Annotated in this window: 16 protein-coding genes; 6 read left to right on the forward strand and 10 right to left on the reverse strand. The window is 37.8% G+C overall.

Translation table 11 applies throughout. From position 1 onward, the window contains the following. Window positions 1-19: 19 nt before the first annotated feature. From KCG35_RS00560 to KCG35_RS26615, 9 genes are all read right to left on the reverse strand, one after another. A complete protein-coding gene (locus KCG35_RS00560; RefSeq protein WP_215817708.1) occupies window positions 20-943 on the reverse strand; it encodes a substrate-binding domain-containing protein in 924 nt (307 codons plus the stop codon). 270 nt (window positions 944-1,213) lie between these two features. Continuing rightward, window positions 1,214-1,945 carry a glutamine amidotransferase-related protein gene (locus tag KCG35_RS00565; protein WP_215817709.1) on the reverse strand — a complete coding sequence of 244 codons (732 nt, stop codon included), beginning with the start codon at window positions 1,943-1,945 and terminating at the stop codon, window positions 1,214-1,216. Between the two features lie 19 nt (window positions 1,946-1,964). Next, the gene (locus KCG35_RS00570) at window positions 1,965-3,161 is read right to left on the reverse strand and encodes an iron-containing alcohol dehydrogenase (protein WP_215817710.1); all 1,197 of its coding nucleotides are present in this window, start codon (window positions 3,159-3,161) and stop codon (window positions 1,965-1,967) included. Window positions 3,162-3,165: 4 nt separating this feature from the next. Continuing rightward, entirely contained in the window at window positions 3,166-4,560 is a 1,395-nt protein-coding gene (locus KCG35_RS00575) for an aldehyde dehydrogenase family protein (protein ID WP_215817711.1), read from the reverse strand. Between the two features lie 60 nt (window positions 4,561-4,620). Further along, a complete protein-coding gene (locus KCG35_RS00580; RefSeq protein ID WP_215817712.1) occupies window positions 4,621-5,973 on the reverse strand; it encodes a glutamine synthetase family protein in 1,353 nt (450 codons plus the stop codon). A 131-nt stretch (window positions 5,974-6,104) separates the two neighbouring features. Then, window positions 6,105-7,541 (reverse strand): ethanolamine permease, encoded by a 1,437-nt coding sequence (gene eat, locus KCG35_RS00585; RefSeq protein ID WP_215817713.1) that lies wholly within the window; start codon window positions 7,539-7,541, stop codon window positions 6,105-6,107. Window positions 7,542-8,006: 465 nt separating this feature from the next. Beyond that, entirely contained in the window at window positions 8,007-8,936 is a 930-nt protein-coding gene (locus tag KCG35_RS00590; RefSeq protein WP_215817714.1) for an endo alpha-1,4 polygalactosaminidase, read from the reverse strand. Between the two features lie 463 nt (window positions 8,937-9,399). Beyond that, complete coding sequence (locus KCG35_RS00595) at window positions 9,400-11,190, reverse strand: GspE/PulE family protein (RefSeq protein WP_215817715.1); 1,791 nt, start codon at window positions 11,188-11,190, stop codon at window positions 9,400-9,402. A gap of 146 nt (window positions 11,191-11,336) precedes the next feature. Continuing rightward, a complete protein-coding gene (locus KCG35_RS26615) occupies window positions 11,337-11,468 on the reverse strand; it encodes a hypothetical protein (protein ID WP_255561848.1) in 132 nt (43 codons plus the stop codon). 175 nt (window positions 11,469-11,643) lie between these two features. On the opposite strand from KCG35_RS26615, the gene KCG35_RS00600 reads away from it, so the two are divergent. The 5 genes from KCG35_RS00600 to KCG35_RS00620 all read left to right on the forward strand — a co-directional run bounded on the left by KCG35_RS00600 (window position 11,644) and on the right by KCG35_RS00620 (window position 14,768). Continuing rightward, window positions 11,644-12,702, forward strand: a complete 1,059-nt coding sequence (locus KCG35_RS00600) for a Mut7-C RNAse domain-containing protein (RefSeq protein ID WP_215817716.1) — start codon at window positions 11,644-11,646, stop codon at window positions 12,700-12,702. A 165-nt stretch (window positions 12,703-12,867) separates the two neighbouring features. Next, entirely contained in the window at window positions 12,868-13,074 is a 207-nt protein-coding gene (locus KCG35_RS00605; protein WP_215817717.1) for a hypothetical protein, read from the forward strand. Between the two features lie 515 nt (window positions 13,075-13,589). Continuing rightward, on the forward strand, window positions 13,590-13,793 hold the full coding sequence (locus tag KCG35_RS00610) for a hypothetical protein (RefSeq protein ID WP_215817718.1): 204 nt from the start codon (window positions 13,590-13,592) through the stop codon (window positions 13,791-13,793). A gap of 164 nt (window positions 13,794-13,957) precedes the next feature. Further along, window positions 13,958-14,281 carry a hypothetical protein gene (locus tag KCG35_RS00615; RefSeq protein WP_215817719.1) on the forward strand — a complete coding sequence of 108 codons (324 nt, stop codon included), beginning with the start codon at window positions 13,958-13,960 and terminating at the stop codon, window positions 14,279-14,281. 1 nt (window position 14,282) lies between these two features. After that, window positions 14,283-14,768, forward strand: coding sequence for a hypothetical protein (locus KCG35_RS00620; protein WP_215817720.1), 486 nt, complete (start codon window positions 14,283-14,285; stop codon window positions 14,766-14,768). Window positions 14,769-14,953: 185 nt separating this feature from the next. Here KCG35_RS00620 and KCG35_RS00625 read toward each other — a convergent pair whose 3' ends face one another. After that, window positions 14,954-16,831 (reverse strand): ricin-type beta-trefoil lectin domain protein, encoded by a 1,878-nt coding sequence (locus KCG35_RS00625; protein ID WP_215817721.1) that lies wholly within the window; start codon window positions 16,829-16,831, stop codon window positions 14,954-14,956. A gap of 213 nt (window positions 16,832-17,044) precedes the next feature. Here KCG35_RS00625 and KCG35_RS00630 point away from each other — a divergent pair, with 213 nt between their 5' ends. Further along, window positions 17,045-17,641, forward strand: coding sequence for a hypothetical protein (locus tag KCG35_RS00630; protein WP_215817722.1), 597 nt, complete (start codon window positions 17,045-17,047; stop codon window positions 17,639-17,641). Window positions 17,642-17,676 lie beyond the last annotated feature (35 nt).

The following is a 17,676-nucleotide window of genomic DNA, read 5'->3' on the forward strand; positions in this document are numbered from 1 at the left end:
TTTTTGAACGCCAACATCTTTATTGACTATTAAGGTTCTGTTCTCTTTGTATAAGATCGCTAGCAGTGATAATTTTAATTGGCAAAAAAATATTCTTCTTTACTTTTTCACCGTTTAGTAAACGTATTGCTGTTTTAACACCGAGGTACCCCATTTGGAAAGGTTGTTGGACGACCAAACCTTTCAACATGTTTTTTCTGAGACCTTCCTCTAAGAAGTCATTTGAATCGAATCCAATTATGACTGGAATTTTATTAGCATCCATTTTATAAAAAGCCCGCAATAACCCCTCAGTGGTTGCTTCACTTGGCGTAAAAAAACCATCAATATCATGTCGTAAATTTAATAATTTAATTACCTCATGATACACTGAACCTGTACTAGGACCCAAATAATCTTCAAAAACAATATTTACTTTTGCAGTATTTTTTATTGTATTAATAAACCCATTTTCTCGCGCTTCAGTCGATGCGTTTCCTTTGCGAAACCGTATCACAGCAATGTTGGCATTTTCACCCAAAAACTTTGCCATAAAATCTGCTGCTTTAGTGCCCGCTAGATAGTTATCAGTCGCAATAAAAGAATCATAGTTAACGTTATTTATATTTGAATCAATCACAACCAGCTTAATATTACGGTTAACAACCTCCAGCAAAACCCGTTGTAATTTGCTATGATGACTTGGCGCAATGACGATAGCATTAATTAATTCACTCTTGATCATTCGTTTTATATAGCCCGCTTGGCTTTGGTTCTCCTGACGAGGTCCAGACCAAACAATATTGGCATCAAGCTCTTCTCCTGCTGCTTTTGCTCCTTTTTGAACCTCATCCCAAAACTTTGTCGCTGTTGATTTCGGTATTACACCAATATTGTACGGTGCAGCCTGCAGCGAACCAATGAGACATAGTAAAGCAAGCAATAAATAATTAACTGTCCGCATATAAATAGCATTTACTTATGAGTTATCTGTTATTAAGCATAGACCACTCTTTTGTCATACTTTACTAAAAGGCCATTAAGAAATGAGTGTTTACAAAAATTGTAATTTATTGAAAGATTAAGGCAGTATTACAGCCTAAAACAGTGAGCATAAGACTAAGCAGTTGCTCACCACTCAACCATGCTTTTTTGAAGGGTGTGTAAGGAACAATAGAAACATCAATTTGAAAATAACAGCACTCATAAAATAAGGACAAGTAGACTCATATCCCTAATACAGTTTACTGTAAGTTTGACGTTTGAATTCATTAAAGAAACTCATTATCCATTGGGCACAAACTTGGCTGTCCTCTTTATCACTAAAACTCGCTAATGCATTTTTCATTACCTGTTCAGGAACCACGTCTATGCGACAAGTGAGTAAGTCTTTTCCATAAGCTTTTGAAAATTCAGGATGGCCTTGAATACCCAACATATTCTCTTTATATAGCGCCATATAGTTAGCACAAAAAGTACTCCCACCAATATGAGTTGCATCAGAGGGTAAGTGAATGACCTGATCCTGGTGACTCGCCACTAAGCTAAGGGTCGTTTGTGCAGGCTTCATCCAGCTCATTTTTAATAAAATATCATTCTGATAAATACCAACGCCCCACCCATTGTCAGCTTTTGCCACCTGACCGCCAAACGCCTGAGCCATTACCTGATGACCAAAACAAATGCCCACGATAGGTATATTCGTTTCAGCTATTTGCAAAAAAAATGCTTCTAAGAGACGTATCCAAGGAAGGTCGTCATAAGCACTGAAGCGGCTACCTGTCGTAATATATCCATCACATGCAGTGACATGATCAGGAAACTCATTATTATGAACTTGATAAGTAGAAAACTCACAGGGAGACCCTACGTTTGAAAGTAACTGTTGAATCATTGAGGGATAGTTACCATGCTTACCGACTAGTTCAGGTCTCACATCATCACACTGTAATATACCCAGTTTCATTTCTACTTATCCTTTATTTTTACAAAATTCCTTTAAGTGCATTGCTGCATAATAACTGATAATCCTCTACAGATAATAACTGTGGGTTTGTCGCAGCAGATGGATCAACATTCGCCGCTTTACCCACAAAGGGTAAACAATCCTCATCAACGCCAACCTCTCCAAGTGTATGAGGAATCTCAAGTGACTCTCTTAAACGAAGAACCCAATCAATAAGTACCGTAGAAGCAGACTGATTGGGTTGCTTTGACGTTAACTGAAGGTATGCAGTTAAACGCTGGAATAGGGTTTCACAGCAAATTGCATTGGTATGCAAAACATAAGGCATCAATATAGCATTCAGCAGTCCATGATGAATATTATAATAAGCACCTAAAGGATGAGCGAGCGCATGCATTGCTCCCAAGCCAGCTTGAAAAGCTGTTGCCCCCATCATTGAAGCAGACAGCATATTCATTCTTGCGACAAGATTATTCGGCTGTTGATAGCTTAAGAATAAGTTTTCATGAATTAAACGGATTCCTTCTAACGCAATACCTTTAGCCATTGGGTGATAGCCTGGAGTACATAGTGCCTCTAAATTATGTGCTAAGGCATCCATTCCCGTAGCCGCTGTTATTTTTGAAGGTAAATGAACTAATAATTCAGGATCAAGTATTACGCGTTTGGGCAGTAGCATTGGATGAAAAATGATGACTTTTTTCTTAGCTTCATTATTAGTAATAACTGCAGCTCGTCCTACTTCTGACCCTGTACCCGCTGTTGTTGGGATAGCGATAATGGGATGTATTTTTGAAGCATCCGCTAAAGTCCAGTTATCACCCACATCTTCCAGCTGCCATAATGAAAGATTCTCTTGATGCGCCATTAAAGCAATGGCTTTTGCAATATCTAATGCACTACCACCACCAATAGCGATCACAGCATCGCGCCGACCTGCTCTAAACTGCTTAATGCCAGCAGCTACATGGACTTCACTTGGGTTTCCTAAAAACTGATCAAAGATACTCAAGCCAGAAGACATATGTTTTATAGAACTAAGCTGCTCTATTAGCGACTGAATCTCAGCCATAGATCGTAATTGAGCGTCCACAACCCATAATGGATTTTCTATACACAATTGATCGATACAAGACAAAAGATGCTGCCGAGAGCCTGGTCCTGCAATAATCGTAGTTGGATAGTTCCAGGTGTTGATAGAGGTCTCTGTTGCCATACCCTTAAGCCTCTGCGAGTTGTAGATTATAAGACTTAGGTTGTGTTAATTGATCATAGCCAAGAAGGGATAGTGTACAACCACGTCCAGAGTCCTTAACACCTGTCCAGGCTAAAGCAGGGTCAAGATAATCGCAACGATTCATAAATACAGTACCGGTTTCCAAACGCTCACCCAACGACTTAGCGACATTAATGTCCTGTGTATAAATGGCTGCAGTTAAGCCATAGTCTGAATCATTCATCAGGTAAACAGCCTCGTCATCATTATCAACAAACATGATTCCTGCCACTGGACCAAACGATTCTTCGTTCATTATTGACATTGAATGGTTTACATTAACCAATAGTTGCGGAGCTAAATAAGGCGTACCGGGTTGTGATAAGGCATATTTAAACTCATCAATAAGCATGGTTGCACCACAAGCTACCGCTTCTTTTATTTGTGAACGTACAGCAGTTGCGGCCTGTTTACTGATCATCGGTCCTAGGGTAGTTGCTAACTCATCAGGACGACCAAGGTTTAATGCTTTAACCCATTGGCAGGCTGCCTCAACAAAGTCATGGTAGACTGCTTTGTGCACATAAATACGCTCAATACCACAGCATGATTGTCCCGCATTAAAAAAAACTCCATCCATAACTGAAGCAACGGCTGTAGCTAGATCAGCATCTTCCCGGATATAAGCAGGATCTTTTCCTCCCAACTCAAGCCCAACCCCTTTAAAATACTGAGCAGAACTACTTGCTATTGAACGCCCTCCCGCGACTGAACCAGTAAAAGCCACAAAATTTATTGCTGGATGTTCAATAACTTGTTCACAACCTGCATGAGTTAAGTGTAAATACTGAAAAACACTATCTGGAAAACCAGCTTCCAGAAAAATTTCTACCAGTCGTTCAGCACATAAAGGGGTTTGAGTAGAATGCTTAATAATCACAGTATTACCCGCAACAAGCGCAGGAATTAATGTATTAATTGCAGTTAAATAAGGATAATTCCATGGTGCAATTAATAACACCACACCCAATGGCTCCTTCTGGATATAACGAATACGGGTATGATTACCTGGAACCTGAATAGGGGCTAATGCTGACTCAGCAATGCTTAACATATACTCTGCACGTTCAATAACACCATTAATTTCCCCTCCCGCATGTACAATGGGTCGCCCCATTTGCCAGCAAATTTCTCGGGCTAATTGGTCTTGTTTTGTTTTTAATAATTCAATTGCTTGTGTACACAATTGCACACGCTGTGTAAGCGGTACATTTTTCCAATAGATGTGAGCCTTTTGTGCTTCTTCCAAGGCAGTTTGTATCTGCTCACCTGTCGCATATTCTCTTTCAACATAAATAGAGTTATCCACAGGACTTATGGTTTGGAATTGTGTAGACATAATGTGCATTCCTTGCTGTGGTATATATCCTTCGTTATGGGTATAGATTAAAAGTTCTGTCTAGATGATTTCAAAATACCGATCCAGCTCCCAACTCGATATATGCTTCCTAAACTGTCTGACTTCCCACTCTCGGGTATTCACAAAGTGCGATACAAACTCTTCGCCTAAAAAAGTTTTTGCTACCATTGATTCCTTAAGACGCTGACTGGCATCCCATAAGTTATTAGGCAATACAAGTGAATCATCTTTGAGGGCATAGGCATTTCCTTTAACAGCAGTAGACGGTTCTATCTGTTGTTGAATGCCCCACAATCCAGCAGCCAGCACAGCCGCTAACACTAAATAAGGATTTGCATCAGCACCAGGCAAACGATGCTCCACTCGCTGGCTATATTCATTACCAGGAATTACCCGTAGTGCTGTTGTTCGATTTTCGACTCCCCACGTTGCATGAGTTGGAGCCCAATAATCAGGTATAAGTCGGCGATAACTGTTTATTGTTGGAGCCATCATTGCAGTAAATTCAGGCATGAGCTGCTGCAAACCCGCCACAAAATACTGTTGTATTTTGCTCATATGATGCGTCTCACTTGCGTCAAAAAACAATGGTTTCCCTGTTTTTTTAGAGCGCAGTGATACATGTAAATGTCCACTTTGACCAGGAAACTCAGGAGACCACTTTGCCATAAATGTAGCCATCAACCCCCGTCGTTGGGCAAACACTTTTGTAAAAGTTTTAAATAAAGCTGCTTGGTCTGCAGCTTTTAAACCTTCGCAATACGCTAAGGCAGCCTCAATGACACCTGGACCCGTTTCAGTGTGGATACCTTCAATAGGAAACTGCATTGTTTCCGCTAACGACAATAACTCATGATATAATTCGGCATGAACAGAATTTCTAATAATTGAATAACCAAAGTGGTCTGGCGTAAAAGGTCTCAATTCAGCAAACTTTTTATCTCTTACTGAGTCAGCATTTTCTGCAAACATAAAAAACTCATATTCAAACGCAGCATAAACATCAATATCCATTTGTCCTGCTTGCTGTAAAACTCGCTGTAATACTTGTCTTGGGCAGACCCCTGCTGACTTACCGACAAACTGACATAAAAATAAAGGTAGATTATTTTCAAAAGGAATGGTACGCACTGTTTCAGGAAGTATCTGTAATGCGGCATCTGGATATCCAGTATGCCAACCGGTGTGCTGTACATTATCATAAAGTTGATCTTTGCTATCCCAACCTAATACGACGTCACAAAAATTGAAGCCATTCTCTAATGCGCTTATAAATTTCTTTTTACTTAAATATTTCCCTAACATAATACCATCAATATCAAACACACCGACTTTGATATGTGATGCAGGGTGATTATTTATCATTTGTTTGGCATTTTTTAAACTATCCATGTTACATCCTTGTCATCATACACACGTATTTTCCTCTTCATGAGAATTACTCTAAAATAGTCACTTTTTATGAAAGAAAATAGTGCAAAGCTAACACAGCTATCACTGTAAAAATGCATTTCAGAGGACCCTTAAGAGTAGATCTGCTTCTCAGCCTTACTCACTACAGCAAACTCTTCCTCAGGTGCTGATGCAACTAAATGAAAGCGACTATACAAAGCAAAATACAAAATCATAATTCCAAAAAATATTGCTGCCCAACATGCAGCAACAATATTTGCAAGAAACGTACTCATAAACGCGACAATTGCCAAAATTAAAGCAACCCAAGAAGTTACAGCACCGCCAGGCGTCACAAACTTTGACTTTTTACTTGATGGTCTTTTCCGTAATAACAAATGAGAAATACACATCATAATATAAGATAATGTTGCCCCAAACACCGCCATGGTAATTAACAAGTCTCCTTCCCCCGTCAACGATAATAAGAAACCAAATACGCCTGGAATTATTAACGCTAAAACGGGTACTTTTCTACGAGATGTTAATGACAAACTTTTGGGTAAATAACCTGCACGAGAGAGGGCAAATATTTGTCTCGAGTAACCATAGGTAATTGAGAAAAAACTAGCTATTAAACCTGCCAAACCTGCAATATTAACAAATAATGCTGCACTTGATGATTCACCATGAACGCTCTGAATAGCTCCGACTAATGGTGCCGTATGGTTTTGCATGTTGGCGGAACCGGCAACGCCAGGCACTAAAAACAAAACAAAAAAAGCAATAATAATTAAAATAGTCATCGCATAGATAATACTTTTAGGTATATCTTTATGGGGCGTATGCGCTTCCTCAGCAGCTAATGGAACACCTTCAACGGCTAAAAAAAACCAAATGGCAAAGGGTATTGCTTCCCAAATACCCATAAAACCATGGGGTAAAAAGAGATTTGCACCTAATGCGGCCTCACTGACAGGTATATCAAAAAGATTCTGAACATTAAAATGAGGTAGAAGACTTACAACTAATACAGCTATGGCAACAACGGCAGTTCCTGTAATCACAAACATTAATTTGAAGGCTTCACCTACCCCTAATAAGTGTATCCCTACAAATACCGCATAAAATAGAAAATATATAAGTGGCCCATCAATCCCGACCAAAGAGTTCATATATCCACCAATAAATACCGCTATTGCTGCGGGGGCAATAGCATACTCCAAAATAATCGCTGTGCCCGTGATATACCCTCCCCAAGGCCCTAAAGCACAACGTGAAAAACCATAACCACCACCCGCTGTAGGCAACGTAGATGACATCTCAGCCAAGCAAAATACCAGCAATAAATACATAATTGCCATTAATATGGTTGCTATCAGTAAACCACCAAAACCACCCAGTGCTAAGCCAAAGTTCCACCCAGAAAAGTCGCCAGAGATAACATAAGAAACCCCTAAGAAGGTCAGTAAAAACCAGCCTACAGCCCCTTGCTTTAATTGACGCTTGCTTAAATAGTTTTCATCAGCCGTAGAGACGGATGATACGTCTGAGTCTGTGCTAACCATGCCTGCGTTTTTCCCTATCTTTTTATTCTACTCTTTACAATGAGTAAGTTATTTTTATATTGCCATCCTGGCTGCCATCGAATTGAATATGCTCTTTGTTATGCATATACAACATTTTGTATTTGTAACGGGTATAGGAAAGTATTGTCAACAAATTGCTATAAATGATCAATGACTTTTTCATATTTCAACTATACCCTTCACGCATCATTTTTAGGGTTTGTTGTCAGCGCTCTTGACCACCAAGGATGGTGGGAATCCAGTTTATGCAGGAGTTTTAACGGCCGCACCCTTGTGCCCAAGGGGTATAAAAACCCTACGTTTTAGGTATATTTATCCTTAACTAAGATAAATAGCGGTCTAAGAAAGGGGGTTTGTGGCATCAAAAACAGGAATGACCAAGCTTTCCCACAATCATTGAAGTGAGTCATGATGACGGCAGAGAAAGCTTTTATGTTATTTATATTACTTACAGATTACAACTTGTTTACCATCGAGACCGGTGTTTTTTTTCCAAAGGGAAGCAATATTCTGGCTTTTAAAGTAAGGGCATGCTGTTTTTTCGTATTCCGTTTTACTTAAACCATCAGCATCACCATATTCCTGACTAAACACCGCTTTATTCTTTTTCAAGAAAGTTGATTCATATTGTACACATTCATTATCATACGCAAAACACTGTTCATTAACTGCAAAATCAAAGAAATCAACAAGTTCTCCCACTTGCTGCATATCATTTTTCAATGCAACAGCCAACTGATATTTATGTGCTGTACTCGCTAGCCATTTATTATACTTCAATTGGTCTTCATATTTGATAAAGCCCTTGGTCTCACTGGTATTTTCGAAACCATCAACATTATCAGGCTCAACAGCATCACAACCAGCTTCTTTTGCAAGTTTGATTCTGTCTTCTATTATACTTTTTATTGTCACCAATGCTTTTGAATCACCAATATTCAACCAGGTTTCATCTGGCCAATCATCCATGTCGCCATTGGGAATCAATGTTTCTTTGGTAAAACGTTTAGCATCACTTCGCCACTTTTCATAAGTACCCACACTAAAATAACAAACAACTTTTTTACCTTGTTTCTTAAACTGATGAATCTTACTATTTTGGCCACCTTCACTGGCATCAAACAAGTCAATGTCCACAACATCAGAATCTATGTCGGTAGACATTGTGTCGCTGTTTTCAATCTGCCACCACCAGGTTAAGCCAGGTTTTGGCTGCCACCATGTTTTAGTTGGCTTACCCATAATATCATCGTACGAATCTGTTATAATAACAGCATCTGAGTCGTCATATACTTTACCTGGCTGTGCATTACACACTGTGGACATCATACATATAATTAAACCACCGTATAATGTTTGCTTGTAACCCTTCATACCCAACCCTCAGCCTAAACTTCAAATATTTTTGTTATGGGCACCTCTAGAAATGCACTATTTTTTAGAGGTGCCCTTGAGTTTGTGACAACCTAACTACATTATTTTTTATACTTATTATCAAAAATTAGTTTTGATTGTTAATTCGTTATTTATTTCTCATTTTACAACCAAACAAAAGAGAACCTTACCCTCAACTGAGGCTATATTAATAAAACTATAACTTCTATTTATTTATAGAGTTAATTCTATCCAAATATTCATATGATATATATGATAACTAATTCATATAACTCTATTTGAAAGGCAAAAATGGGAATATAGTCAATGATAAACACCAAAAATGATGTTTAATGTGTTGTGCGCAACACTCAGTTGTGCATTGAGTATACTGTGTATGAGAGATACCTATAACAGTTTTTCATTGCTATCATGTAGCATGCTTATAATTATAGTGAAAAAACTATACGCGTTTAAATGTAGGTGCTTGATAAATCACTTCATCTAACGATGTATAGCCTTGTTGTGCTTTAAAGAGTGCATCATGAAACATACTACGCATACCATGCTGATGTGCATAATAGTAAACATCCAAACCAGTATTGCCATTTAGAATCATTTCTCGAATACGATCATCTACCTCTAACACTTCAAAGCAGCCTACTCGTCCCAAGTAGCCTCGATGATTACAATACTCACATCCCTTGGCTCGATAGTAATTATTCGACCCCAAATCTTCTCTGGTTAACCCAAGCATTTGCAGTCGCCCTTCTGATAACTCATCAATAACCTTACATTGAGGGCACAGTATACGCAGTAACCGTTGTGCCACTATAACCCGCAGTACATCAGAAAGTACTGAAGCATCAACACCTAATGACAGTAGCCTGGGTATGGCAAATGCGGAACAAGTGGCATGTAATGTTGAGAAAATCAAATGTCCCGTTGAAGCAGCTGTAACAGCAACTTGTGCAGATTCTCGGTCTAATATTTCACCCAAAAGAATAACATCAGGGTCTTGTCGCAATACATCAGAAAAAGCTTCAACAAAATTATACTTTTTATTTACATCAACATGAATTTGGCTGACACCACTGATTTGATACTCTATAGGCGATTCCATGGTAATAATTGAGCAGAAATCCCTGTTTAAAAAGTCTAATGCACCGTATATGGTTGTTGTTTTACCACTGCCCGTTGGCCCTACATTTAAAATTAATCCTTGACTGGATTTCAATGCTTTTAAAAACGTCTGGTACTCTTTTGGAGGAATACCTAAATCATTTAACTCAAGCACCCTACGATTTTTATCCAAAATACGCATGGCAATCCGCTCACCATGAATCGTTGGCACGGTAGATAATCGTATATCAACACCTGCATCGACAATATTCTGATAGGTAAAACTGCCATCCTGTGCATAAGTGCTCATTGTTGAACGAAGGTTACCCATTACTTTTATACGATTAAATAGTCTATTTTGGATTATTTTTGGTAAGTACCATTGAGTTGCTAATATACCATCTTTACGTAAACGTACTTTAATTGCATCCTCAAATGCTTCAAAATGGATATCACTAGCACCTATATAAATCGCATAATCAATAATTTGTTGAATTAACATAGAGACACCCACTTCACCCTCTGCAGGCATCTCTGCTTTATTCGTAAAAAGTGTTATCTCTCGCTTTAATGCTTTACCTAAAGGTTCAGTCCAAATGCTAATTTCAGGTTTGATATCCTTGCGCCCTTCTACCTCGTCAATTGCGTCCTGAATAACATCATTAAAATTTTTACCCTCCATGTACGAATAGTGCCTGACGACTGCACGAAGTATTGTCTTAAAATAACAAACAAAGCGTTTAACGGGATATCCAGATTTCTTTTCAATCTGGTCAACTAGCTCTTTATCTGTAGGGTTAGACATCGCTACAAAAAGCGTATTATCCTCAAGCCGGAAAGGAAAAATCACATACTGAAGCACCAACTCATTGGGCAAAAGTGACAACACTTCTTCTGGAATGTTTATTTTATTTATTTCATAAAGAGGATCAATGACAGGGAAACCTGTTACTTCTGACAATATTTTATTTAACTGGTCAACAGACAACAAGTTTAAGTCATAAAGCACTTCATAGATCAAATTATCAGAATAGCTTGTGATTATCTTTGCCTGAATAAGCTTCTGCGGTGGAATCAGATTTTTTTCCAGAATATAGTCTACTACTGCACGCTCAAGCTCATCATTAGTCATGCTATATCCTTACTGCTACATCGATATTACTTACTTATGCCTTAAACAAGTCAGCATTATGAATGATAGAATTAATTAACAAAAATGATGGCAATAATTCGCTTTTAAAAAATACCAAACATAACAAAATGCAATATAGATTTATTTTAACGACCACTCCATAACGACAACTCAGCTACTTTATTATTCACGATAGGCCACACCCAAGAGTCAAAGCTAAGCCTGACACGACTTGCCTTATCAGAAAATATTGGTATTATTGGCCGTGGTGTAGCCATACGCCTTCTCTCCACAAGAAAAGAGCCATCGCTCTATGGTTATTTGCTCGTCATTTTATGGGAGCATTACATGATTAGTAACGTTATCTAGTATGTGACTATCTGCAGTGTGGGGCATATCAGGAGTCACGAATATTATCGATAACTTATTATACTAGTGATGTAGGACATCCCCATGACCAAACCATTATTTGTCACGCCTGATACACTAAAAAAACAGACTAAAACACTCATCAATTACTGGCCTGAATCAATCAAAGTATCAAATGCCTACCAGATACTCTGTAAACTCTATGGATTTAGCTCCCTACACCATTACCAAAAACAAACGAAAAGTTCAGTCATTAACTACCAACCACAGGAAAATGCTGACTATATAGCACAGCAGTTCTCTAATCTGGCTTATCAACTTAGTCAGTTAGGTGAAATTAGTTTTGCAGATGCTAAAGTTGTTTTGTATAAAATCTGGCCAAAATATATCAGTAATAAAATATACAATACATCGCCAAAGGAGCATCAATGTACTTTCATAATGAACGGCGAATTAACTGATTTTGTACACGTCCCAAAAATAAACTACGCATTTGACCGATTCCCTGCCGTAAAAGATGCCATAGAAGCAATAGGTATTCCCCATACAGAAATTGGCGCTTTATTTGTTAATAAGCAACTACAGCCGTTTAGTTATCAGCTCAAGAATGATGACAACATAACACTTTACCCAGTACGAGATATTATCCAACAGCAACAAGAAACAAACCTACCCATAAAACCAATTAGTCGACCTCGCTTTGTTTTAGATGTCCACCTAGGCCGACTATGCAATTATTTACGGATGCTGGGCTTTGATACACTTTATTGGAATCATGACTTAGGCGATGAAAAGCTTGCTACCATAGCAGAAAAAGAACAACGGATTATGCTTTCTCGTGATTTAGGTTTATTAAAGCGTAGTAATGTTAATTTTGGCCGCTGGTTACGTAACCGAAAACCATTACTCCAGCTTAAAGAAGTTGCAACCCTTTATAATCTAAAACAAGACATTAAATCCTTTAGCCTATGTATTCGTTGTAACAGTAAAATCACAACGGTTTCAAAAGAAAAAGTCAAAAGTCACGTGCCTGAAGATGTATACTCCAGTTTCACTATTTTTAATCAGTGCATTCATTGTCAACAAATTTATTGGCATGGAAGTCATGTCGATAAAATGAAAAATATTATTCATATGATTTAAATTTAGTTGCTAACAATTTACATTGAAGACTGTAGGTATATCTACATATAAGATTCCTTTTAGCAGGCTATTGAAATCAACCTATACTTATATCCACGGAGAAGGGATCAACCTCTCAGTGCTGTATTGTTTTATGCAATAAAGCTATGTCAAGAGGATAAAATTATGACTGGATACAGTAAGGAAAAAGCTAATCGCCTGATTAAACAACATGAAGATGCGGCAGCCAAGTTAGAGAAAGAAGCAAAAGAGGCAGCAAAAAGTGAAACCTTTCAGACCTCTCATTCAAATGAATTAAAACAGCAAGCAAAAAGGGAAAGAGACAAAGCAGACAACCTACGACACTTAAAAAAACACTGGGGTGATGATTAACCGTTATGAAACAGATTTATTGTCATCACTGTGGTGGTACAGGCATGATTAGTCGTTCTGAACAATGCCCTTATTGTAGAATTTCAAGCCTTAAACCCAAGGGCAGCTACTGTCCACATTGTCATGCAAACTTAGCAATAGATGAGCCGCATAGACCTCATTGTCCAAATCACACACATCATCCACTAAACCGATTGTACTCCAATTGGTATTGAGTATCTGAGGACTTCAGTAACTGAAATAGCTATTTGCTTCAGCACTTCTGTTACTTGAAGTCCTTCCCCCTCCTTACCTTCGAACTTCCTGCCACGGAACAACGTTATTCAACTCTCCGATAGTTACAAAACTTTACAAATTAAAAGTAAACGATTTTGTCTTTTCTCTGGATATAACTATTAAAGACGTCAAATTATGTATTTTATTTAAATATATCGCTTCTTAAAGCATCCATAGACGTAAATTATTCATCATTTATACGAATATATGCGTATAAATATCTAGGAGTAGATAGACTTATGGTAGCGGTTGTCAGTGGCTATGGGTTAGGTTTATTTAATACCACAACGATTGGCTTAGGGAACAAAGCGGAGTTTGGACAAGGCAAAGAATCCATCAAAATTAATGCAGTAACGGGAAACTTAATTCTTCAACAAGAAGATGATGCATTAATTAGCCAAGGTATCAATGCTCACACCAGGGCACTTTTTGGCATAACTTGATTTGAGCTGTTTATAATTAATTAACGGCTCAATTGTAAGTAACAATATCTGAAACCATTAATTGATTGATCATTTATAAATTATTTCACACCAGAATAACAAAATAATTAATATATACTATATTCAGTGCATCCAGCATATACGATCAGTCATTGAGGCAAAGCATGAATAGCAGTGATCAAGAGTATATTGCCGTGTTGATTAACTACTTTTGGGGTGAAGGCACCGCTACCTCAAGTGCTATAAATGGTAATGTTGTCAATACAGTGTATGAAGTTCTTTTAGAAGCTCAAGCTTGTTCCAGTTCGATGGATTTAGTACCACGTCCAAGCGGAAGTGTAGCAGGTATTGGTTATGCAGTTTCGCAGTTAGTGAATATTGGTAAAAGAATCGCTTCAGGTGATACTCGACTATATATTACTTGCAAAAATGTCGCTGCCGCTCGCTATAAAACAAAAGTAATATTAGTTTTACGCAGCGGAGGTTAATATGAAAAAAATGTTAATCCCTCTTATCCTAATAATTATTACAGGCTGTTCAACCCCCAAAACACTTAGAGTTGCCTATTCAGGTCATAACTTCTATCTACCGCCAAATCCAGAGATGGTTATATCAGAATATGGTATAAATAATTTACTAATTATAAAGTATGGTAGCAACACCAATAAGAGTTATATTGGAATTACTAAAGAAAATGATTTATATACTGGAAACTGTGATTATAAAACTTTTTTTCACGATGTTTTAAACTCCATAAACAATAGCTTATGTGATGATAAGGCTGTTAAATTATTTAGAGGTATATACCTTAATGGATCTGTTTGGCGAACATCAAAATATTTATATTATTATTTTACAACGAGTGACAACGAAAGCTTTGTCTTTTTTACTAACAACGATTCAGAGTTGATCAAATTAGATTCCGACTTTTTAACTATAGAAGACTGGCAATCTATGTTGTTACAAATTGATTAGGTAAAGCTATTTGCTATTTATGACACAGAAAAAGTACGTCAAAACTTTATTATACCCAATTGCCTTGTCTCCTGCTGGGTGTAATTTAAATAGAATAAAGGCTGCTATTAAGAAATAGCAACCTTTAACTTTTAATACTTTTTTGTAATGCCCTCTCTGAGATAGGGGCTAACAGGTATTAAAAACTACCGCCAAGACCAAGTCATATCATGATCAGGAGTGATCATAACCTGCCAACTAGTTGGATCGTAGGTTAAAGATAAATCGAAGTTAGCTAAGTTGTGTAAATAATTGCCATTCCACTGCCAACGCTGGGCACGGCTATTATTGCAGCGTTCAATTACTAGTTTTCCTCCTTCATTTATTTTTGCTGTGGCACACATATTAGTTGCATGAGCTGGGCGTAAACGACCATAGCTGTCTTGCCACCATTTTTGGTTATTGCCTGAATGACAGTCCCAGGCAAGAATTAAGTTACCATCAGTCGTGCCACTATCTGCTACATCCATACAATATCCATCACTAGATACTATTTCCCGCCAGGTGTCACTGGGTGTATTACTATCCTCAGAGGCACGGGTAAATAATTCGTTTACTACTGACGTTAGGGGCTGGCCATAACGAGAAGCTTGCTTAGCTTTATTTTTCCAGTTTGCTGGGACGGATTGGTCTGAACTCCATTTACCGGAACCGTTCTGCCAGGACTGCGCCATGGCATTTGGTGTTGGTGTCCATAAGAAATCGGGATGGCGATTACTATACCACTCACCACCTAAGATTTTACCTTGGTTATTTAATTCTAAGTCATAGTAATAACTGACTTTGGTAATACCATCATATTGAGGGCTATCAGTACGACGATGAGAGGGGTTGGTTTCTACTACATAAGACACATCCATTCTTACCCCAACAACATGGGTAGATTGATTGCCACGGTAATTGCTAAATTTATCTTTGGTATAGCTAGATAGTGGAATAGTAGCTGCTTGAGCAGAAGTATAAGTCGCGTTGGTCTGTGGATTGAAATAAGTGACTTTATAAGACTGAATAGGCTGGTTCCAAACCTGATAGTCATAAGTTGCATCCATAATTAAACTACGACCAGAGATGCCTATTTGGTTAACCAGTGAAATATGCCAAGTCCCTGGATTAGTGTCAAAGCACCCATTATTAATTATTCGACCATTACTATCCCGCTGAGGATTTTTTGTATTACAGCGGCTACCAATAAAACGGTTATCAAACCTGGCATTAGCCCATAGTAAGGTGGCTAAAGCTTTAATGTCAGATGGGTAAAAAGTGAGATTTTCTCCATTAGCATCTTTAACATTTAACGTTTTTATTGGTCGAGGTAGCATGTAAGCTGCAGGAGCCCAACCATGACATAACCCCATCCACCGTTCCACTTTGCCGCTACGCTCATAATAGCCTTTACCACTATTCCAAGCATTTGTTGTCAGAGTGTAACTGGAATCGCCCATTAGCAGGTCATATTTTTCAGCGGGAGACAAATTATCCCGTGCTTGACCGTAATAGGATGAAACAGGTTTAGTCACATAGCTGAAGTCCCAATAATCTTTCCAACTATCGGGTGATGCGCGCCATAAGTCACTATCCGCATAACGCCAAGCCGCAGCACCAGAGAAAAGAGGCCAATAAGTATCTGACCAAGGTTGTACTTCAAGTGCACGTTGTTTAGGCGCTTTGTTATCAAGTGTATATAAGTTACTAATAACATTAGTACCTAAGTCTACTAATCGTGCAGGGTTATCATTGCTATAATTTATCGGTGCTCTTGGAATATCTAGTCGAGCACTGTTTCCTCTCATAATTTTTTGGCGGGCTTGATCTTTATATTGAATATAATCTTTGTTATTAATCGCTGTATCAGAAAATAATGTGTTAGCATGCCCTGTTTTAGGGGGGAGTTGATCCATTATACCCGCAGGATCTTGATGAAACTGATCCATATAAACTTTTATTTCTTCATTCACTCCTGCAAATGTCCAGGTAGAGTACATTGCTAATGTTAAAGCTGCTAGCGATAGCGGTTTGTTATTCATGAATATTCCGTTTCTTTCTTATTTTATTTAGGTCCAATTAACGCGATTAATAACCTTAGTGAATCAAGATTACATTTTTATAATCACAGATAAAAAATGCTTTAAATTAGCATAAAATCATTTAACACGTCTAACTACTATAAAAATGAAGAGAGGACATTTGTCTTAATAAATACATATCACCTTAGATGGAAACCATCAAAAGGCTTTCAATTGTTTAACATCACAGATAAAACCTATAATCCAATAGGTTTATCTGAACAGGATAAGCTATTTGATACTTCATACGATGATGTTTTACTGGGTAAAATTGAAAAAGGTGAATACTACCCTGCCATTATTTCAGCCAAAAGAGTTTATCGTCCTATCATTCATGGAACGGGTGAAATCCTACTACCCTTTGGGTATCGTGACCGTTCTTTTAGATTAATAATTTCAGTAAGAAATAAAGACAAAATTGGTGGTGTGCAAATAAAAGATGTTAAAGTCGGTCATCATGCTTACTTTTTAATGGAAAACCATGGTGCAAATAGTAGTGCCCAAGCCAATAGTGACGCATCACCTACTTTTGTAGTAACCAGCAATAATGCTGCAGGGGAAGTATCAATTAGTACTATCACCGGTGATTTAGTTGGCCATGAACTATTTCTACAAAGTCACCAAAGTGAATATGCAGTAAAAAATAATAATTCAGATGAAGAATTATTTTCAATGGGCATTAAAACGCTCACATCAGATGAATTAAAAAATGGATTAACGCTAAAGTATTCTAATATTGAGTCTGCAAGCATCGTGTTTGAGGTTTTTTAAATAAAAAATAAGAACAAGAGGTAAGTTACCTTGAC

This window comes from Zooshikella harenae (genome assembly GCF_018837975.1).
GTDB classification, from domain to species: domain Bacteria; phylum Pseudomonadota; class Gammaproteobacteria; order Pseudomonadales; family Zooshikellaceae; genus Zooshikella; species Zooshikella harenae.